Origin of the sequence: Streptomyces sp. 4N124 (genome assembly GCF_052245395.1) — a bacterium.
In the GTDB taxonomy this organism is placed as follows: Bacteria; Actinomycetota; Actinomycetes; order Streptomycetales; family Streptomycetaceae; genus Streptomyces.
Window position 1 is genome coordinate 133,195 of sequence record NZ_JBQQBS010000009.1, and the last position, 20,196, is coordinate 153,390.

Here is a 20,196-nt window from a genome sequence, read left to right on the forward strand (position 1 = left end):
ACGGCGCACCGCGCTCCCGCTGCCCCAGTCGTGTGGACGACTGTGAGGGCACCTCGTCTGACCGCGGTCGGCGCCTCCATACCGTCTCGGAAGGAATCCATTGACTTCGGAGCACAGTCACACCCATAGCGCGACAGGATTCGGCCGCCGCACGTTCCTGGAAGCGTCGCTGGCCTCGGCGGCAGCTGTGGCCACGGTCACCGCGGCGGGCACGAACGCCCACGCGACGGTGGCAGGATCGTCCCGGCCCAGTTCGACCAGGGAAATGTCCGGCCCCGTTCGCATCGACAGCGGACTGGTCTCCGGCATACCGGCGGCCCGCCCGTCGGTCACGGTGTTCAAGGGCCTCCCCTACGCCGCCTCCACCGCCGGCCCGAACCGCTGGCGACCGCCGCGCCCGGCGCCCTCCTGGTCGGGGGTGCGTGTCGCGGACACGTTCCGGGACATCTGCCCGCAGGGGAACATGCCAGGCGCACCCCCAAGCCGCCGATGAGCGAGGACTGTCTGAATCTCAACGTCTGGACAGCCGCCGAGTCGTCGCACGACAGGCGCCCGGTCTTCGTGTGGATCTACGGCGGCCGCTTCACCTCCGGCTACGGCTCGGATCCGACCTTCGACGGCGCGGGCCTGGCCGAGAAGGGCCTGGTGGTGGTGACGTTCAACTACCGCACCGGTCCTTTCGGCTTTCTGGCCACCCCGGTGCTGACCGCCGAGTCCCCGCACGGCTCCTCGGGCAACTACGGTCTGCTGGACCAGATCGCCGCCCTGAAGTGGGTCCATCGCAACATCAAGGCGTTCGGCGGCGATCCCGACCGAGTCACCATCGCCGGTCAGTCAGCGGGAGCCGCCTCCGTACTGGAACTCATCAACTCACCGCTGGCGAAGGGGCTCGTCCACCGGGGCATCTCCGAGAGCGGTGCCCGAGGTACCGACGATCCCGAGATCGCGGCCCTGGCCGAGTCCTACCGCCCGACACTGGCCGGCGCCGAGCGACAGGGCCTCACCTGGGCCGCCCAGCACAAGGCCACGACCCTGGCACAGATGCGGGCCCTCAGCGTCGAGGAGCTGCTCGACGGGCTCGACGACAACGACACCACGGTCGAGGGCCCGGTGAACGGCCACCCGCCGCTGTTCCGTCCCGTGCTCGACGGATACGTCCTGGCCCGCACATACGAGGAGTCCCTCAGCCGCGGCCTGCACAGCGACGTCCCCGTCATCACCGGCAACAACAAGGACGAGAGCGGCGCCTCGACCGCACCGGGGGCCACGCCCACCTCGTACCAGGCCATGGCGAGCAAGAAATACGGCGACCTGGCCGACGAGTTCCTCGCGCTGTACCCCGCTGCCACGAATGCCGAGGCCGACGCCCAGACCAACGCTTCGGCACGCGACAACTCCCGCGTCTCCACCTCTCTGTGGGCCACGGAATGGGCCAGCAGGGCCAAGAGTCCGGTGTTCAAGTACTTCTGGACGCATGCTCCTCCCGGCCAGACGCAGGGCGCCTACCACGGCTCGGAGATCAACTACATCTTCGACAACCCGTATGCCACCGACCTGCCGTGGACCGACGACGACCGGCGGATCGCCGCCACCATGTCCCGGTACGTCGTCAACTTCTCCGCTCATGGCGACCCCAACGGCCGAGGACTGGCCCACTGGGCACCATCCGGCCCGGGGTCGTTCACCTCGATGGAGCTGGGCGACGACTTCGGCCCGCTGCTCGACGCCGACGCCGCGCGGCGGGCGTTCCACAAGCGGTATTTCGAAGCCCAGCCGCCCTGGTGAGACATCGACGATCGTGCGACGCGCCGGGCTCCTCCTCTTGACGGGTATGGAGCCCCGGGCCCTGTAAGCCCCTGCCGCGCCGGCGGGCATGCGCGGATGGCGGAAGGGACCCCTGGGATTCGCCCGCGCCCATTTCGGCAGCTCAAGGCTCGTGGGGCCGGACCTCATGCATGTCCGCTGCCTCGCCGCCGCGCCCACTGAGTCGCCTTCGTCCGCCCCGGTACGGGTGAGAATCCACACCGAAGTTCTCCCCGCACGGGTCTCGAAATCGTCGACAGTCACCTGCTACGGTCCACTAAAACGATCTAGCGATGCCTGCCGGACCCCACACGATCACGGTGAATCTGTGGTGGACCATGCCTCAGCCCCTCGGGGCGACGAAGGAACGCACGCGGGCGTCGCGGCCATCGCACCCGTCCTTCGTGCCGCCATGACCGAGGGGCGGATCGTGCGCGGAACTTGGAGCCGAGAATGGACCTGACCGCTCATCAGCGCAGCACTTACGAGACGACCCTCCGGCTGGGATTCGAGGCACCTTTCGTCACCGAGCGGCCGCCGTTGTTCAGCCCTGCCGCCGCGGCCCAGGACGTCGCCAACGCCCATGGCTCGCTCAGCCGCTTCGCTCAGATGCTGATCCCCACGGAGTATGGAGGCTGGGTGGAGGAGACCACCGCACACGTCGAGTCGTGTTACGTCGGCGACTGGAGCTGCCTGCACAAGGTCGTCGTACGGGGGCGGCAAGCTCTCGGATTTCTCGACCGGCTGGGCATGCGGAACCTCGCGCGTTTCGACATCGGGCAGATCAAGCACCACGTGCAGCTGGACGAGAACGGCTGGGTGGCTTCCGAAGGTGTCCTGTGCCGGCTCGGTGCGGAGGAGTTCGTCTACACCGCGGGCAGCTGCGACTGGCTGCTCTGGCAGTTCAGCCAGGGCGACTGGGACGCTGAGGCGGTCGACATCAGCCCCGACCGGTTCATCTTCGGCATCCAGGGACCGGCGTCCCTGCACACCGTCGAGAAGGCCACCGGCGAGCCCCTGAGCGACATCGGGTTCAGCCGCAGCAGGATGGCGCAGGTCTCCGGAGTGCCGATACGCGTGCTCCGTACAGGTATCTCGGGTGAACTCGGCTACGAACTCCACGGACCGGCGGATCACGCGAACGACATCTGGGCGGCGGTCGTGCAGAGCGGCCTGCAGTTCGGGATCAGGCAACTGGGTCTGCGTTCGCAGCCCGTGCAGCACATCGAAGCCGGAATCGCGACCAACGGCCTCGACTATCTGCCCGCCGCCATCTTGTCGCCCGGCGCACCCCGCCAGTTCCGCAGGGGCATGCCCACGGGCAGCTTCGTACCGCCGAACGGCATTACCGACTACTTCCGCAGGCCGGGCGAACTGGGATGGGGATTCCGCAAAGGTGTTCCCGAGCGTGACTTTCTCGGGCGGGACGCACTGGTGAAGGACGCCCGCGACGGCGGTCCCGGGCGCACTCTCATGGGGCTGGTCTGGGACAAGCGGGACGTGGCCGGGGTACTCACCTCGTTCCTGGAGGAGGGTGAAGTGCCCGACCAGATGGAGATCCCTCGGGGGCGCGGTCCCCACTTCGACCAGGTCCGCAAGGACGGCTCTCCCGTAGGGGTGGCCACAGGACGGACGATCAGCGCGAACCTGCGGCAGACCATCTCGCTCTGCGTCATCGAGCAGGCGTCCGCCACCCCGGGAACCGAGGTGGCCGTGCTGTGGGGCGGTCCGGGTACGTCCCAGCGCGAGATCAGGGCGACGGTCACCGCGCTGCCCTTCAAGCCCGACCGTCGGCGCACGGACGTCACGTCATTGTGACGACAGTGGTCGGTGCCGGGAAGTGGGTCCGTCGCCGACCGAAGTCGTCAGATAAGCCATGACCAGCTCGGCCCCAAGGCCGCCCGCAGCCATGAGACGGTGCGGGCCGAGCTTGTCGTGGAGACGGGGGACGAGCTGCGGGGCCGTCAGCATGCCGAGCGCCTCCGGAAAAGTGGCCAGCTTCGAGCGCAGGGCGTCGTAACCCAGGCCCCCGTACGCCCACGGAGGCGGCGTCGATCGGGAGCAGGACCGACTGCGTCGTACGGAAGAGCTGATCTTCTACGATCTGCAGATCGATCACGGAATGCCTGGCAGGCAGCTCCCACGGCACCATCAGCGCCGGCGGACGACACCGCTCACCAGCGGGACCAGGATGTACCCGCTCCCCCACCCTCGGTCCGGGACCCTGGTCAAGGCGTACAGGACCGACGCGAGACCGCCGCCTGCCAGGACTAAGCCGATGAGGTCGAAGCGGGATGCGGGGCAGGGAAGTCAGGCAGCACCCACGGCCCGAAGAACAGGGCGAGCGCAGCATCATGGTCATGCCGACGGGAGCGAACAGGCCGCCGCCCCCGCCCTGCAGGGTATGGAGACCCGGCGACACCACCTCACGGCACCAGCGGCAGCAGCCTCCGCGCCTCACGGCTACCGCACCGGCCATCGCGCCGACCGTCACCAGACCGCAGGCGAGCCGCAGTCGCTGACCATCACCCTCGCGCGCCACCGAACACCAGCGCGGCAGCCTTGTTGAGCACGGGCGGCTCTGCCCATCTACATCGACATCAGAGTGTCAACCGAGGTTCAGCGGTCCACGCTCTCGGCCCCCCTGGTTGCGTAGCCGGGCGTCGGGCTGTCCGCTCGCCCGAGCCAGTACAGAACCGCCTGGGCCTGGTTGCGCACGCCGATCTTGCTGTATATGCGGCTCAGATAGTTCCTGACCGTCTTGTCGGTCAGGAACAACTGCCGGGCGACATCACGGACATCGAGGCCGGAGGCGAGAAGGTCCATGACCTGGCTCTCTCGCTGGGACAACAGCGGATGCGATCCAGGGACGGCCTCCGACGCGGATGGTGATCTGCCTGGCTTCGCTGTCGCCGTTCGTCCCTCTGCTCGAGCCTCGGTCCGGATCCTTTCGATGATTTCCGGGTCGAGGATGCCGAAGCGGCGGGCGGTGCACATCAGTACCTCGTCGAGCCGACAGGAGTGCGGTCCCTCCAGCACGTAGCTGGTGACACCGTGCTGGAAGGCCAGGCAGACGTCGCCCCAGTCGAGCCGCCGTGTCAGCACCGCGGCGGGTGGCAGCTCGTCCGCCATCTCGGCCGAGAAACGAGCCAGATCCTGCGCCATTCCGACTCCGTGGAAAAGCACGACATCGTCGCTCGAGTGGATCTCGCGAGGATCCCGGACCACATGGACGGAAACTTCGGAGAGCGAGGGACGGGGCAGGTTGTCGCGACTGACGAGCGCAACTGACAGCGTCGCCCTGCGCCACGGCGACTGGGCAGGGAAGTGAAGGGACACTTCGGCTCCACGGGTGGGGGGTGTGGTCTGGGCCGCGCAGGTGACTCTCCCCCAACCTACTTGAACGATCTAGCAAGTTGTTTCATTCGTCGGGACTTTGTCGCAGGTCGAATCCCTCCCTGGTGACTGACTGCGCCGAAGTCACCTATTCCGCACCGAGCTTGTCCGGTCGCTGGAGCGACTCTCACTCGACATGGCTCCTGGGCAGGTCGACCGGCGGAGCGCCCAAGCGTGAGACAAGACACAGGCGCGCGAGCGCAGTTGAGGATGTTTGCCCCTATCCCGTCGACCGGCGTGGCGAAAATGCTTGGTCAGGCCGTCTGATCGCGGCAGCCGGACGGCCTGGTGGAGTACGGCGACAACACCGCGACGGTCGGCCGACCCCCCTGACGGTCGCCGTCACCCCGTGGCGGACGAACCGCCCCGAGGGAAAGGAAGCACATGCCCCCCACGACCCCCCACGTCTGCCCGATACCGGGTGCGAGACGCTTGACCCGCCTAGCCGTGGCCGCCGGACTGACGGCCGTACTCACCACGACCGGGCTGACACCCCTGTCTTTCGTTGCCGAAGGCCACTCCACTGCAGAGAGACCCAAGTCCGCGCATGACAAGCTCGGTTCGGCGGACGCCGAGCTGCTCGCCAAGGCGGAGGCCACCGGCGAGAAGAACGTCACGATGATGATCGCCACCGCTCCGGGGAAGACCGAACAGGTCGCCGAGGAGCTGGACGCGGTCAAGGGCGGCTCCGTCGGCCGCACTTACGACAAGCTCGGCTACGTCAGGGCCACCGTACCGACCGGCAGAGCGGACGCGGCCATCGACGCCGCCGTCAAGCTGTCCTCAGTGCACGGCATCGACCTGCGCGACGAGATACAGCTGGAAGATCCGTCGCCTGCTGCCCCCAGTGTCAATGGCGCTGCCGTGAAGGCGACTTCGGACACGTATCCCGGGCCCGGCAAGGACACCCCGGCCGAAAACCCGTACAACCCGTCCTTCGAGACGGGTGCCGTCGACTTCGTGAAGAAACACCCGACGGCGGACGGCCGCGGTGTCACCATCGGTGTCCTCGACACCGGAGTGGACCTCGCGAGCCCGGCGCTGCAGAAGACCACCACCGGCGAGCGGAAGATCGTCGACTGGGTGACGGCCACCGACCCGATCGTCGACGGCGACGGCACCTGGCGCGCGATGACGACCGACGTGTCCGGGCCGGCCTTCACCTACGGCGGCCAGAGCTGGAAGGCCCCTTCGGGCTCCTACCGCGTCAACGTCTTCCGTGAGTCCGTCACCAAGGGCGGCAAGGTCGAGGACGGCCTGACCGACGGCGACGCGAACCGCGACGGTGACACCACGGACAGCTGGGGTGTGCTGTACGACCCGGCGGCCGAAACGGTCACCGTCGACCTGAACAACGACCACGACTTCACCGACGACGAGTCGATGAAGCCGTACAAGGACGCTCACCAGATCGGCTGGTTCGGCACCGACGACCCCGAGACCGACATCGCCGAGCGGCAGCCGTTCGTCGTGGAGATCCGCAAGGACGTACCCATGGACCCGCTCGGCGGCGACTGGGTCGGCAAGAAGTCCGACTTCGTCAACATCGGCGTCGTCAGCAAATATCACGGCACCCACGTCGCCGGTATCGCCGCGGCCAACGGCCTGTTCGGCGGCACGATGAACGGCGCCGCGCCGGGGGCGAAGATCGTGTCGTCCCGCGCCTGCATCTTCGGGGCCGGCTGCACCAACGTCGCGCTGGCCGAGGGCATGATCGACCTGGTCGTCAACCGCGGCGTCGACATCGTCAACATGTCCATCGGCGGCCTGCCCGCACTCAACGACGGCAACAACGCGCGCGCCGAGCTGTACACGCGCCTCATCGACACCTACGGCGTCCAACTCGTGATCGCCGCGGGCAACTCAGGCCCCGGCACCAACACGATCGACGACCCGGGCCTGGCCGACAAGGTGATCTCGGTCGGCGCTGCCGTCTCCAAGGAGACCTGGGCCGCCAACTACGGTGCCGAAGTGGAGAAGAAGTACGGCCTGTTCACCTTCTCCGCCCGCGGCCCCCGCGAGGACGGCGGGTTCGCACCGACCCTCGTCGCCCCCGGCTCGGCGGTCTCCTCCAGCCCGTCCTGGATGCCCGGCGCCCAGCTCTTCGAGCAGTACACGGGCTGGAACCTGCCTGCCGGCTACACCATGTACCAGGGCACGTCGATGGCGTCCCCGCAGACGGCGGGCGGGAGCGCGTTGCTGCTGTCCGCTGCCGAGCAGCAGGGCGTCGACCTCACCCCTGTGAAACTGCGCACGGCGCTCACCTCGGCCGCCCGCCACATCAAGGGACTTCAGGCGTACGAGGAGGGCGCGGGCCTGATCGACGTCCAGGCTGCCTGGAAGGAGATCCAGGAGGGAGCGAACGCCCACGAGTACACCGTGAAGGCCCCGGTCGACACCGCGCTCGACCAGGCGCTGAAGACGCCGGGCTTCGGTGCCGGGATCTACGACCGCGAGGGCGGGCTCAAGGCCGGCCAGAAGAAGACGTACGAGGTCACCCTGACGCGTACCTCCGGCCCCGACGGCCCGGTCCCGCACACGCTGCGGCTGAAGAACAACGAGTCCCGCACCTTCTCTCTCCTCGGCTCGCCGACGGTGGCACTGCCGCTGAACCGTCCGGTGACCGTGAAGGTCCAGGCCGCGCCGACGTCCGAGGGCATCAAGAGCGCCCGCCTGGAGATCGATGACCCGACGACCGTGGGCGTCGACAAGCAGGTTCTGACGACCGTGGTGGTCTCCACCCCGGCCGAGTACACCTACTCCGCCTCGGGATCGGTGCAGCGCAACAGCGCGAACACCTACTTCGTGACCGTCCCCGAAGGCGCCACGACCCTGGAGGTCAGGCTCGGCGGCCTGAAGGACGGCAGCCGGACGGTGGCGAGCGCGATCCACCCGTACGGCCTGCCCGTCAGGGACGCTGACCCCGCCACGTCCGATGTGGCCGCGTACCGGGACCCGCAGGCCGGTGTGTGGGAGATAGTGGTCCAGTCGTCCTACGCCTCGAAGCTGCTCGACAATCCGTACGACCTGGACGTCACTGTGTACCGCACCTCCTTCGACCCGGAGCCCGCGACCGTGCCGGAGGCCAAGGCGGGCACAGCGGCCGCCGTCTCCTGGACGGCCGAGAACGAATACGCGCCGGTGAACGGCACCGTCAAGGGCGGCCCGCTCGGCTCGTCGCGGACCACACGTCCCACCATCGCCACCGGCGACACACAGACCACCACGGTCGTGGTGCCCGAGGGCGCCACGTCACTGGACGTCGCCATCGGCAACCCTTCGGACAAGGCCACCGACCTGGACCTGAGGGTGTACGACGCCGACGGCGACCTCGTCGGCACGGCCGCCGACGCCGACGCCGAGGAGTCGGTCTCCGTGCCCCGTCCGGCCGCCGGCACCTACACGGTCGAGGTGCTGGGTTTCGACGTCCCGTCCGGCTCCACCGCCTACGACTACCTCGACGTGTTCTTCTCCGCCGCCCTTGGCTCGCTCACCCCGGACGATGCGGGGCCGGTGCGGCTCGGCACGGGTGCCTCGGCGACCGTGTCCGCACACGTCACGGCCGCGGCCGTGGCACCGGAGGGCCGCGCGCTCTTCGGCGAGGTGCACCTGCTCAACGACCACGGGACCTTCGCGGGCAAGGGCACTGTCAAGTTGGGGAAGGTGACGCCGTAGACGCGGGTGACGCCACCGCCTCACGCCCGCCCGGCTGAGGCACCAGCCCACCTCCATGGCAGTGCCCGGGACGGCTCCGACCGCCCTGGGCACTGCTGTTCGAGCTTAGCCGCCCGCGATCCTCTGATGCGAGCAGGCCAAGTAACCTGTGGGCAAGCTCAGTTGAGCCTGTGCGCGGAAGACACAACTCCGGGATGAAAGGAGCCTTACCGCAGTACCGTCACCCCTGACGTCCCTTCGCCCTTTCATCACGAGACTTTTCGGGGTCCGTTTTCCCGTTGCCCTCCGTTGGACTGTCTCAAGCACCACATGAAAGGGTCTGCCGAGTGAACACCACCGACATTCGCGTCCTTGTCGCTGATGACCAGGATCTCGTGCGTACGGGGTTCCGGCTGATCCTCGAAACGCAGCCCGGGATCGAGGTGGTCGGGGAGGCCACCGACGGCGCCGACTGTGTCGATGCCGCCCGGCGGCTGCGTCCGGATGTGTGTCTGGTCGACATCCGGATGCCGAGGCTGGACGGGATCGAGGTGACCAGGCTGCTGGCCGGCCCGGGTGTGGTGGATCCTCTCAACGTGGTGGTGGTTACCACCTTCGACCAGGACGACTACGTCACCTCCGCGCTGCGCAACGGCGCCTGCGGGTTCCTCCTGAAGGACGCCTCGCCCGCCCTGCTGGTCGAGGCAGTGCGGGCCGCTGCCCGTGGCGACGCGCTTGTCTCGCCCGCGGTGACGGTGCGGCTGCTCAGGCGGCTGGAGGAGCACGAGCGGGCCGCCGCACCTCCGGCGCCGCTCCGGGATGTGCTCAGTGGCCGGGAGCTGGACATCGTGCAACTGGTGGCGGTGGGGCGCACCAACCAGGAGATCGGCAATGAGTTGTTCCTGTCGCTGTCGTCGGTCAAGACGTACCTGGGCCGGATCCAGGGCAAGATCGACGCCCGCAATCGTGTCGAGATCGCGGCCTGGGCCTGGAAGAAGGGTGTCGTCAGGTCGGCAGACTGAGCCAGTCGGCAGGCGGCGTGTCAGGTTCCCTTCGCCGGCAGGTACTCGGCCGGCGTAGGCGTCGCAGCCTTCTGGCCGTCGGCGGTCAGCGGGAAGACGGCTGTCGTCTGCCAGCCACCGCCCAGCGCGGGACCGGCGGTGAGTGTCCCGTCGACGGCTTCGATCCGTTCGCGCAGCCCGACCAGGCCGAAGCCGCCCCGGCCGCCAGTGGGCGGTGAGCCACGACGGGTAGGAGCGGTGTTCAGGGTCGTGACCCGCAGCCAGGCGTGATCGGCGTCTAGGCGCACCGTCACCTCCGCGCCCGGCGCGTGACGGCGTACGTTGGTGAGTGCCTCCTGCACCATGCGGTGGACGGAAGTCTCCACCTCCGGAGGCAGCCGTACGGCGCGAGCGGCGGCCGAGACGTCGAGCCTGGCCTGTCCTGCTCTCGTTGGTCCGGTGCCCGTTGCGGATGCCGTCGCATCCTCCATCGCCGTCGCTGAGAAGTCCGAGACCATTCGGCCGAGTTCGGTCATGAGCTCGCCAGGCCGAGGGCCGCCGCGTTCCTCCTCACGCAGGACATGGATCAGCCGCCGCATGGACGCCAGCGTCTCCGAGCCGGAGCGGGCGATGTTCTTGAGGATCGGATCGACCTTGTCCGGCGAGGTTTGGTGCACCGCCAGAGCCGCGTTGGCCTGCACGATCATCCCGGTGACGTGGTGGGCGATGAAGTCGTGCAGATCCCGGGCCAGCTCCAGGCGCTCGCCGTGGCGCACCTCGACGATCGCTCGGGCCCGGCGGGCCTGCAGCAGCCGCAGATACGCCCCGAGGCTCGTGCCGCCCACGACGAAGATGAACAGTACGAAACAGCTGGCCAGGGTCCGCGGGTCCCCGTCGACTCGCAGCGGCTGCAGGATCATGGAGACACCGAGGGCCGCACCCAGGCCGAAGGCGGCGCCCGGCCGAGCCACCCCCCGCACGGTGAACGTGATCAGCCCGAGCAGGCCGGCGGTCTCCAGCAATCCCCAGGCCGCCGGACCCTGTCGGTAGGGAATCGCGGGGGCCCATACGGTCACTGCCGTGGACAGCACGGCCGCGACACCCGCGCGCCACATCAGCGCGGGACTCCGGTCGGCACGAACGAGAGCCGCCGCGGCGAGTGGCCCGGAGCCCAGGGTGGTCAGCCAGACGGTGGGCGAGTCGATCACCGTGGGCCCGTACACCAGATGCGTCAGGTCCAGCAGCCAGACCAGGACGAAGACGGCGCCCACGCCTATGGTGATCAGGCGCTGAGCCCTGGCGGGGAACGGCAGGTCGTATTTCACACCGGGCAGCCTACGAAAGGTGCGGGACGGGCAGCGTCGGCCGAATGGCCGACGCCCGGTCCCGATCAGGGACGGATGGCCGACGAGCACCGGGTGCCGGGCGGCCCAGGATGGCGACGGCATCTCGCCACTCCCCATCCTGATCCGTCGAACGGAGTGCGCCCTCGTGGCCGAATACCTTTACAGACTGGGCCGGTTCGCCTTTCGCAGGCGGCGCGTCGTCGTGGCCTTCTGGCTGGTCGTACTGGCACTGACCGGTGTCGCCGCCGCCAGCGCGTCGACGCCCAAAGCCACCTCCTTCTCGTTGCCGGGAACGGAGGCGCAGAAGGCCTACGACCTGCTCTCGGAACGCTTCCCGGGAACGTACGCCGACGGCGCGACCGCCCGCGTGGTGTTCAAAGCGCCCGACGGCGAGAAGATCACCGACCCGGCCAACAAGGCCGAGGTCGAACAGGCCGTGGCGGAGCTGAAGGACAGCTCCGACCAGGTCGCCCGGGTCCTGGACCCGTTCGCCGTCGGGGCGGTCAGCCGGGACGCCTCCACCGCCTACATCCAGGTGTCGTACAAGCTGCCGGCGTTCGAACTGGACGGCTCGATCCCTGACCAGGTGTTCGAGATCGCCGACGAGGCACGGCAGGGCGGGCTGACCGTGGAGGCGAGCGGCGACGCGGTCCGGGAGAAGCTGCACCTGGGAGCCGGCGAGATCATCGGCGTGGCGATAGCCGCCGTCGTCCTGATGATCACCTTCGGCTCCCTGATCGCCGCCGGGCTGCCGCTCGCGACGGCGCTGGTCGGCGTGGGCATCGCCGTGACCTCGATCTACGCCCTGGCCAACGTACTCGACCTGGGCAGCACCACCACCATCCTGGCGACCATGCTCGGGCTGGCCGTCGCCATCGACTACGCCCTGTTCATCGTCTCCCGCTACCGCGCGGAACTCGCCCACAGCAGCGACCGAGAACACGCGGCCGGGCGGGCGGTGGGCACAGCCGGGTCCGCGGTGGTCTTCGCCGGGCTGACCGTGGTCATCGCGCTGGTCGGTCTGACCGTGGTCAACATCCCCCCGCTCACGAAGATGGGGCTGGCCGCGGCCGCCACCGTCACCCTCGCCGTGGTGATCGCGCTCACCATGATCCCGGCACTGGTCGGCTTCGCCGGCGACCGTCTCCTCCCCCGCAAGACCCGCGAGAGCGCCGTCGCTCACGACGGCAGGCCCAACATGGGCACGCGCTGGGCCCGGTTCGTGCTGCGCCGGCCGGTGGCGGTGCTGCTGTTCGCGGTGCTCGGGCTCGGCGTGGTCGCCGTACCCGCCGCCTCCCTGGAACTGGGGCTGCCCAACGAAGGCTCGCAGCCGACCTCCACGACCCAGCGCAAGGCATACGACCTGCTGTCGGACAACTTCGGCCCCGGCGTCAACGGCCCGCTGCTCGTCGTGGTCGACGCCAAGGGCACCGACAGCGGCCCCAAGACCGCCGCCGCCGACCTCACGGCGAAGATCCGTACCCTCGACAACGTCGCGATGGTGCGCCAGGCCACCTTCAACGAGGCCGGCACCACCGCGGTCGTCCCGGTCGTCCCCAAGTCGGGCCCCGGCGGCACCGACACCGAAGACCTCGTCCACACGATCCGGGACGCCGGCGACACCATCAAGGCGGACACCGGCGCCACCGTCTACGTCACCGGTCAAGCGGCCATGAACGTCGACTTCTCGCAGCGGATGAGCGACGTCCTGCTGCCCTACCTGGCCCTGGTCGTCGGCCTCGCCTTCCTCCTGCTGATCGCCGTCTTCCGCTCCGTGCTGGTCCCGCTGAAGGCCGCCGTCGGCTTCGTGTTCTCGGTGGCCGCGAGCCTCGGAGCGGTGGTCGCGGTCTTCCAGTGGGGCTGGTTCGGCTTCCAAGAGCCGAGCCCGATCATGAGCATGATGCCGATCTTCATGATCGGCGTGGTCTTCGGACTCGCCATGGACTACGAGGTGTTCCTGGTGACCCGCATGCGCGAGGCATACGTCCACGGACAGGCACCGCGCGAAGCCGTCGTCACCGGCTTCCAGCACGGCGCGCGCGTCGTCACCGCCGCCGCGACGATCATGATCGCGGTCTTCGCGGGCTTCATCGGCGTCGACGACTCCATGGTCAAGATGATCGGCTTCGGCCTTGCCATCGCCGTCCTCTTCGACGCCTTCGTCGTCCGGATGACCATCGTCCCGGCCGTCCTTGCGCTGCTCGGCAAGCGGGCCTGGTGGCTGCCCAGGTGGCTCGACAAGGCCCTGCCCAACGTGGACGTCGAGGGTGAGGCACTTAGCGCGTCGCCCGAACTCCAGCACATGCTGGACAAGCCGACGCCCGCCGACGAGGACGTGCCTGCTGCTGATGAGCGCGAGTCGGTGGCCCGGGACTCGCACGGCGCAGGCTAACCGGGAGGCCGTACGACGGGCCAGAGGCGGCCCCGCCTCTGTCCCGTCGTACGGCCGACATCGCCCGATTCCCCCAGACGCCGCCCGTCGGTCCCGACTCCCCCCAGGACCGGCGGACGGTCCGCCCGCACGATGGAGGGTCCGCAGTGTCCTCGCCAGCGCCGACGGCTCGTCCCGTCGAGCCCGGATCCCTGATGCTCGACTCCGAGCACCACATGATCGCCCGGCTGCTGCCCTGGCTGGCGTCGGTGGAGCGGGCCGACGAGGCCCACCCGAGGGTCAGACGGTGGGGGGTACCCGCCCTCTGCGCGCTGGTCGGCCTTCCTGCCGTGCTGGAGGCCGCCGCCGGCTCGGGGCCGGGCGTCTGGGTGGCGCTGGCGCTGGTGTCCTCCTTCTCCGTGCCGTTGGTGTGGCGGGAGCGCCGGCCGATGACGGTCTTCGCGGCCGGGTCGGTCCTGTCCGTGGCGGACATCGCCCTGGGCCTGAGAGCGGGATCCAACGCTGGCCGGCTGGTGGCCCTGTACAACGTGGCCCGCCGCGGCACCCCCGTGCAGATCGCCACCGCTCTCGCGGTCAACCTCCCGGAGACGGTCGCGACGGGCTTCGTCCTGGCGGCGGACGGACCGAGCCCTTATCTGATACGGCTCCCGGCGATCGTGATAGTGCTGGTGGCCTGCACTGTGGCGTTCGCCGCGCTGGGCCTGGCCGGCTGGCTGGTGCGCGGCTACATCACCGCCCTGGAGGAGCGCGCCGTGCGCCTGGAGGTGGAACGCGATCAGAGGGCCCGGTTGGCCGCCGCCGGCGAACGCGCCCGTATCGCCCGGGAGATGCACGACATCCTCGGCCACACCCTCGCCGAAAGCGGGCGCGGCGCCCTCGGCGAACTGACCCGCCTCCTAGCCGTCGACGTCGACGTCGACGACGACGACGTGGAACGCGACGCGTCCGGCACCGACGACAGCACCCCGCTCGCTCCGCAGCCGGGCCTGTCCGATCTCGACGCCCTACTGGAGCGGGTACGCGCGGCTGGACCGAGTGTCTCCCTGCACACCGACGGCGACGTGGACAGACTCGGCCAGGGCCTGCAACTCGCCATCTACCGCATCGTTCAGGAAGCCCTCACCAACACCCTCAAGCACGCCGCCCCCGACACCTCGGTCACGGTCGCCGTCGCTGCCGACGGAGATCTCGTCCGTGTCGCGGTCGAGGACACCGGACCACCCCACAGCCGGAGGGCGGGCCGCAGAAGCGGTGGAGGCCACGGCCTGGTCGGCATGCGTGAACGGGCCGCGCTCTACCAGGGCAGGCTCGACGCCGGACCCAACTCCCGCGGCGGCTGGACTGTCCGCGCCCTCCTCACCGCAACCCCGCCGAACACGGCCTCGGCCAAGACCACGGAGGAGCATCCGTCATGACCACCGTCCTCATCGTCGACGACCAGGCCCTGCAACGCCTCGGCTTCGGCATGCTCCTGGAGCAGCACCCGGACATGAGCGTGGTCGGCGAGGCCACCCACGGCGCCGAGGCGGTCCGCATGACCGCCGAACTCCGCCCCGATGTCGTCCTCATGGACGTCCGCATGCCGGGCATGGACGGCATCGAGGCCACCCGCCGCATCGTGGAGTCCGGTGGCCGCTCCCGGGTCCTCGTCCTGACCACCTTCGACCTCGACGAGTACGCGTACTCGGCGCTGCGCGCCGGTGCCAGCGGCTTCCTCCTCAAGGACGCCCTGCCCGACGAACTGATCGCCGGCATCCGGGCGGTGGCCGCCGGGGACGCCGTGATCTCCCCGAGCCTGACCCGCAAGCTCATCCATGCCTTCGCCGACCGCCTACCTGGCGGCTCGCCGGCCAAGGATCAGCGGCTCGCCGAGCTGACCCAGCGCGAACGCGAGGTCCTCGTCGCCCTCGCCTCCGGCGCCAGCAACGCGGAGATCGGCCAACGCCTCTCCCTGGCCGAGACCACCGTCAAAACGCACGTCAGCCGCATCCTCGCGAAGATCGGCGCTCGCGACCGCGTCCAGGCCGTCATCTTCGCCTACGTCACCGGCGTGGTCCGGCCCGCATGACCGGCTCCCTCGCCGCACGAGCCCCGCACAGCGCCCGTTCTGTCATGTCTCCGATTCCCAGGTTCCTCTCAGAACCTTTCAGGGAAACCTCGGGCGAGATGACCAGGCTTCCGGACCATGAGTCATCACACCACGCTGACCTCAGGCGCCCCGCGAAACCCTCTTCCCCCTCGTCCCTCCCGGCATGGGCACCCACCACAGGGTCCCCGCGCCTCGAAAGGCCAGGGCCCGTCCGTCACGGCTGGGCAGAACGTGTCGGCGGGCGTCGTCTGCGCCCTCGCGGCGTTCGCCGCGATGCTCGCTGTGGCCTTGTTCGGGCTGTCCCTCGCGGACGCGTCGTCCGCCACACCTGTGATGCCGGCGGCCTTGGCGATCGTGTGCCTGGCCGTCGGCGGATCGGCCGGCTTCTCGGGCGGCTCCGGCGGTGGCTTCCTGTCGATGGGGATGGAGGGCGGTGTGCGCGGCACGCCGCTGGCGGTGACCCTGGCCGGTGCACTCGTCCTCGGCCTGGCGTTCTTCTGGCGGTTGCGCGGCCGGCGCGTCACGGCCGAGTTGCTGTTCGCCAGGGCGGCCGTCGCCTCGGTGACCTGGCTCGTCCTGCTCCTGGTGGCCGCGCCCCTCGCCCGGGGAAGCCTGCAACTGCCCGACTCGGTCACCGCCAAGCTGAAGCCGGGAGCCGGCGGCTCGGGCGGGGGCGGCCTGCTCGGCGGGGGCGGTGGCGGCCTGTTGGGCAAGCTCGGCGGCGCGGATCGGTCCTCCAGCCTCTCCGCCGTGGACTTCCACACCGACGTGGCGATGACCGTGTTCGCCGGCCTGCTCTGGCTGCTCGTGGTGCTCGCCCTGGGGACGCTGGCGGCTCGGCGGCCCCGCTTCCCCGTACGGTTCGCGACGGGCAGGCTGCGTACGGTGGTGGGTCCCGTGCTCTCCGCGACTGCCACCGTCGTCCTGGCCGTGACGCTCTCCCTCACGCTGGTCGTGACCGTCGGCGCCTTCGCCCTGGGGGGCGACAACGGCGGCAAGGCGGCCGGTGCGGCCCTCCTCGTGGCGCCGAACGGCGTGTTCGCCCTCCTGTCGACCGGCCTCGGCGCCTCCTGGTCGTTCTCCTTCGAGGGAGCGATGGACGCGAGCAGCCCGTTCGGGAGCCTGCTCAGCGGACTGTCCGGCGGCGGTCTCCTAGGCGGCATGACCGGAGGCTCCGACGGCGGGGGCTTCACCCCGCCGCACCGCTCGATGAGCCTGGCGGACGTCACGGGAGGCAGCCTCGCCATGCGTCTGGCGGTGCTCCTGTGCGCCCTGGCCGTGCTGGTCGTCTGCGGGATGCTGACCGCTGCCCGTACCCCGGTGGCGACCCGGCGCGACGGCACGCCGCTGTCCACCCGGTCGACGCGGGCTGCGATGACCGCCGCGCAGGTCGGCCTCGCCTGGTCGGTCCTGCTGGTGATGGCTCAGTTGTTCGGCGGCCCGTCGATGACGGGGGTCATGTCGCTCGGGGACATGCCCCTGATGAACCTGAACGCGCGGGGCGGTGCCGACAGCGTGACGGCCGCCGTCCTCCTCGGGCTGTTCACCGCGGCCGCGTCCGGATGGGTCGGCAGCGTCGTCAACGACACGTACCGGGTGCGCCGCTCCCGACGTACGGCCAAGGCTTCCCAGCGACCGCACGCGACCACGGCGCCCGCTCACCACAGCACTCCCTGAAAGCACTCCCTGACCCCACGACCACGCGCACTCCACTCCCCGAGGAGGACGGTATGCAAGCGACCGAAGCCGCGGCCCCACGGGAGGTGTCCCGCGGGGCGGGCTCCCTCCTCGTTGTCGACGACGAACCCGTCGTCCTCGAACTCCTGCCCACCGCGCTACGGCACGCCGGGTTCACCGTGACGACCGCCGCCACCGGCCGACAGGCCGTGGCGGCGGCCTACGAGAACCCCCCGGACCTGGTCGTTCTCGACGTGATGCTGCCCGACATGGACGGCTTCACCGTCATCCGCCGGCTGCGCGACTTGCCGGACCCCACCACCGGAGAGACGGGCCGCCGCATGCCCGTGCTTTTCCTGACGGCCCTGGACACCACCGAGGACATGCTCAACGGCCTGCGTCTGGGCGGGGACGACTACGTCACCAAGCCGTTCGACCTCCAGGTGCTGATCGCCCGCATCCAGGCCGTCCTGCGCCGTACCACCGCCATCACGAGCCCCCTCATGTCCGTCGCGGACGTGCAACTCGACCCCGATGCCCACCAGGTGACCCGGGCCGGGCAGCCCGTGCGCCTGTCACCGACGGAGTTCCGGCTGCTGCACTTCCTGATACTCAACGCCGGCCGCGTGGTGTCCAAGGCACAGATCCTGGACAACGTCTGGCACTACGACTTCGACGGCGACCCCAGCATCGTCGACACCTACATCAGCTACCTGCGCCGCAAGCTGGACGCCGGTCGGCCCCGGCTCATCCACACCATCTACGGCCAGGGCTACGTCCTGCGCAGGCCCACTCCATGAGCACGCTCCGGTGGCTGCGAGGCCTCCTCGCCCGCCTGTCCCTGCGCACCCGGCTCGTCCTTCTGACCGTCGTCCTGCTGACGGCGGGGCTGGTCGCCTCGACCGTCGTGGTCCACCACCTGCTGCGCGCCTACCTGCAGGAACAGACGGACCGTCAACTTGTCCCCGCCGCCGACCTGTTCGCCCGCATCCCGCCCTCCCTCTCACCCAACCCCACCACCACGGACAGGCCACTTACGAAGGAAGCCGCCGAGCGCCTGTCCGCGCTGAACCTCTTCGACACGCCCGCTGTCGTCTACCTCGACGCCGCGGGCCAATCGGTCGGCGCCGCGGGTACGCAGCCCGACACCAGCCCGCAACTGCCTGCCCCCGCCCCCACCACCGTCGTCGCGCATGGCACCGATCCCTTCACCGTGTCCGGCCAGGACGGCGGACCGCGCTGGCGCGTGGTCGTCCGGCCGCTGACCGACACGGCACGCCTCCTCGACAGTCCATCGGACCCAAAGGCCGTCTCGGTGGCGGTGGCCACGTCGACGGGCGAGGCCGACGCGACCGTCGACCGCCTGTCGACCATCTCCACCACCGTCGCCGCCGCCCTCCTGGCCGTACTCGCCGCGGTCGGCTGGTTCGCCGTACGCTCCGGCTTCCGCCCGCTGACCAGCATCGAGGAGACGGCCACCGCCATCGCCGCCGGGGATCTCTCCCACCGCGTTCCCGACCTGGCCGCCCCGCAGACCGAGATCGGTCGGCTGGCCACCGTCATCAACAACATGCTCGTACAGATCGAGACGGCCTTCGCCGCCCGCGCCGACTCCGAGGCGCGGATGCGCCGCTTCGTCGCCGACGCCAGCCATGAACTGCGCACCCCGCTCGTGGGCATCAAGGGCTCCACCGACCTGTACCGCATGGGCGCCCTCCCCACGACTGAGGACATCGACCGCACCATGGACCGCATCTCCGGCGAGGCCGAACGCCTGGCTCGCCTGGTGGAGGACATGCTGCAACTCGCCCGCCTCGACGAAACCCCGCACCACACCGGCATCCCCCTCCAGCTCGCCCCGACCGACCTGCGCACCCTCGCCGTCGACGCCCTGCGTGACGTACGCGCCCTCGACCCCACCCGCCCGGTCGAACTCACCGGTCCCGACGACGGGGCACCGGCCTCCTCCGCCGCCCTCGCCGACGAGGCGGCCCTGCGCCAGGTCGTCTCCAACCTGGTCGGCAACGCCGTCACCCACACCCCCGGCGGCACCCCCATCCGCATCGGCGTCGGTACCGTCGACGGCCACGCCGTCCTCGAAGTCGCCGACCAGGGCCCCGGCATGACCGACGAACAGGCCAAGCAGGTCTTCGAACGCTTCTACCGCGTCGACAGCTCCCGCACCCGCTCAGCCGGCGCCGGCGCCGGCCTAGGCCTGTCCATCGTCCACTCCCTGGTCACGGCCCACCACGGCCGAGTCGAACTCACCACGTCCCCCGGCCAGGGGGCGACCTTCCGCCTCCTGCTGCCGCCGGTCACGGACACGATCCGCTGAAACTCAACCCGCCCCAGTTCGAATGGAGACGCTGGCGGGAGACCTGCTCAACCTGCGATAGGGCAGTCGGCGTGGCTGCTCAAACCTGCGGCCAACTCTGTGAAAAATATCTGGAGTTATTCATATTTGTGCCGTTACCGCTTCTCATGGCGGCCTCAACGGCAGCAGGATGGCCGCGATCTTCAGCGGCCTTCTCCTCACCTCCGTGCCGAGCGCGCCAATCCCGCCGACCGATCCGGCGACGGCCCGAACCCCGGGCGTCGTCTCGCTGTCTACGCCGCAGTCCTTCATCCTGGCCTCCTCACCGACGGCCTGAGACGGCTCCGGAGTTGACCACCCGTCACCGACGCGCGGCCACGCACTGCGATACCGGCCCATATCCACCAGATTGGAGCCGGCCTGTCGCTTGCGGGGCTTTACCACTGGTTCCTCACATACACCCTCTCGTCTCGCTAGCCGGACCCGCACCGTCTGGCAGTACCGGCACGTCCCGTCGTTGTCGG

Annotated in this window: 15 protein-coding genes; 11 read left to right on the plus strand and 4 right to left on the minus strand. The window is 69.7% G+C overall.

Annotated features, from left to right (window positions below):
* Positions 1 to 117 precede the first annotated feature (117 nt).
* The gene (locus tag ACTWQO_RS12010; RefSeq protein WP_443237333.1) at positions 118 to 342 is read right to left on the minus strand and encodes a hypothetical protein; all 225 of its coding nucleotides are present in this window, start codon (positions 340 to 342) and stop codon (positions 118 to 120) included.
* On the opposite strand from ACTWQO_RS12010, the gene ACTWQO_RS12015 reads away from it, so the two are divergent.
* The 3 genes from ACTWQO_RS12015 (at position 266) to ACTWQO_RS12025 (ending at position 3,621) form a co-directional block, all read left to right on the plus strand.
* On the plus strand, positions 266 to 493 hold the full coding sequence (locus ACTWQO_RS12015) for a carboxylesterase family protein (RefSeq protein ID WP_443237233.1): 228 nt from the start codon (positions 266 to 268) through the stop codon (positions 491 to 493). The genes ACTWQO_RS12010 and ACTWQO_RS12015 overlap by 77 nt on opposite strands.
* Positions 490 to 1,785, plus strand: coding sequence for a carboxylesterase/lipase family protein (locus tag ACTWQO_RS12020; protein WP_443237234.1), 1,296 nt, complete (start codon positions 490 to 492; stop codon positions 1,783 to 1,785). The genes ACTWQO_RS12015 and ACTWQO_RS12020 overlap by 4 nt, the downstream gene beginning before the upstream one ends.
* Positions 1,786 to 2,256: 471 nt before the next feature.
* The gene (locus tag ACTWQO_RS12025; protein ID WP_443237235.1) at positions 2,257 to 3,621 is read left to right on the plus strand and encodes an aminomethyl transferase family protein; all 1,365 of its coding nucleotides are present in this window, start codon (positions 2,257 to 2,259) and stop codon (positions 3,619 to 3,621) included.
* Positions 3,622 to 4,422: 801 nt separating this feature from the next.
* On the opposite strand, the gene ACTWQO_RS12030 is transcribed toward ACTWQO_RS12025, so the two are convergent.
* Complete coding sequence (locus tag ACTWQO_RS12030; protein WP_443237236.1) at positions 4,423 to 5,142, minus strand: response regulator transcription factor; 720 nt, start codon at positions 5,140 to 5,142, stop codon at positions 4,423 to 4,425.
* 441 nt (positions 5,143 to 5,583) lie between these two features.
* On the opposite strand from ACTWQO_RS12030, the gene ACTWQO_RS12035 reads away from it, so the two are divergent.
* Positions 5,584 to 8,874 carry a S8 family serine peptidase gene (locus ACTWQO_RS12035; protein ID WP_443237237.1) on the plus strand — a complete coding sequence of 1,097 codons (3,291 nt, stop codon included), beginning with the start codon at positions 5,584 to 5,586 and terminating at the stop codon, positions 8,872 to 8,874.
* 326 nt (positions 8,875 to 9,200) lie between these two features.
* The gene (locus ACTWQO_RS12040; RefSeq protein ID WP_328353576.1) at positions 9,201 to 9,875 is read left to right on the plus strand and encodes a response regulator transcription factor; all 675 of its coding nucleotides are present in this window, start codon (positions 9,201 to 9,203) and stop codon (positions 9,873 to 9,875) included.
* Positions 9,876 to 9,895: 20 nt separating this feature from the next.
* Here the strand turns inward: ACTWQO_RS12040 and ACTWQO_RS12045 are convergent, their stop codons facing one another.
* Complete coding sequence (locus tag ACTWQO_RS12045; RefSeq protein WP_328353579.1) at positions 9,896 to 11,179, minus strand: sensor histidine kinase; 1,284 nt, start codon at positions 11,177 to 11,179, stop codon at positions 9,896 to 9,898.
* Between the two features lie 166 nt (positions 11,180 to 11,345).
* Between ACTWQO_RS12045 and ACTWQO_RS12050 the strand changes: the two genes are divergently transcribed.
* The 6 genes from ACTWQO_RS12050 (at position 11,346) to ACTWQO_RS12075 (ending at position 19,693) form a co-directional block, all read left to right on the plus strand.
* Entirely contained in the window at positions 11,346 to 13,592 is a 2,247-nt protein-coding gene (locus ACTWQO_RS12050; protein ID WP_443237238.1) for an MMPL family transporter, read from the plus strand.
* 146 nt (positions 13,593 to 13,738) lie between these two features.
* On the plus strand, positions 13,739 to 15,007 hold the full coding sequence (locus ACTWQO_RS12055) for a sensor histidine kinase (protein ID WP_443237239.1): 1,269 nt from the start codon (positions 13,739 to 13,741) through the stop codon (positions 15,005 to 15,007).
* Positions 15,004 to 15,660, plus strand: a complete 657-nt coding sequence (locus ACTWQO_RS12060) for a response regulator (protein WP_443237240.1) — start codon at positions 15,004 to 15,006, stop codon at positions 15,658 to 15,660. Before ACTWQO_RS12055 ends, ACTWQO_RS12060 begins: the two co-directional genes overlap by 4 nt.
* Before the next feature lie 252 nt (positions 15,661 to 15,912).
* The gene (locus ACTWQO_RS12065) at positions 15,913 to 17,358 is read left to right on the plus strand and encodes a streptophobe family protein (protein WP_443237241.1); all 1,446 of its coding nucleotides are present in this window, start codon (positions 15,913 to 15,915) and stop codon (positions 17,356 to 17,358) included.
* 53 nt (positions 17,359 to 17,411) lie between these two features.
* Positions 17,412 to 18,158: a response regulator transcription factor gene (locus ACTWQO_RS12070; RefSeq protein ID WP_443237242.1), complete on the plus strand. Its 747-nt coding sequence runs from the start codon at positions 17,412 to 17,414 to the stop codon at positions 18,156 to 18,158.
* Positions 18,155 to 19,693: a sensor histidine kinase gene (locus tag ACTWQO_RS12075; RefSeq protein ID WP_443237243.1), complete on the plus strand. Its 1,539-nt coding sequence runs from the start codon at positions 18,155 to 18,157 to the stop codon at positions 19,691 to 19,693. Before ACTWQO_RS12070 ends, ACTWQO_RS12075 begins: the two co-directional genes overlap by 4 nt.
* A gap of 144 nt (positions 19,694 to 19,837) precedes the next feature.
* On the opposite strand, the gene ACTWQO_RS12080 is transcribed toward ACTWQO_RS12075, so the two are convergent.
* A complete protein-coding gene (locus ACTWQO_RS12080) occupies positions 19,838 to 19,984 on the minus strand; it encodes a hypothetical protein (RefSeq protein ID WP_443237244.1) in 147 nt (48 codons plus the stop codon).
* Positions 19,985 to 20,196: the final 212 nt, after the last annotated feature.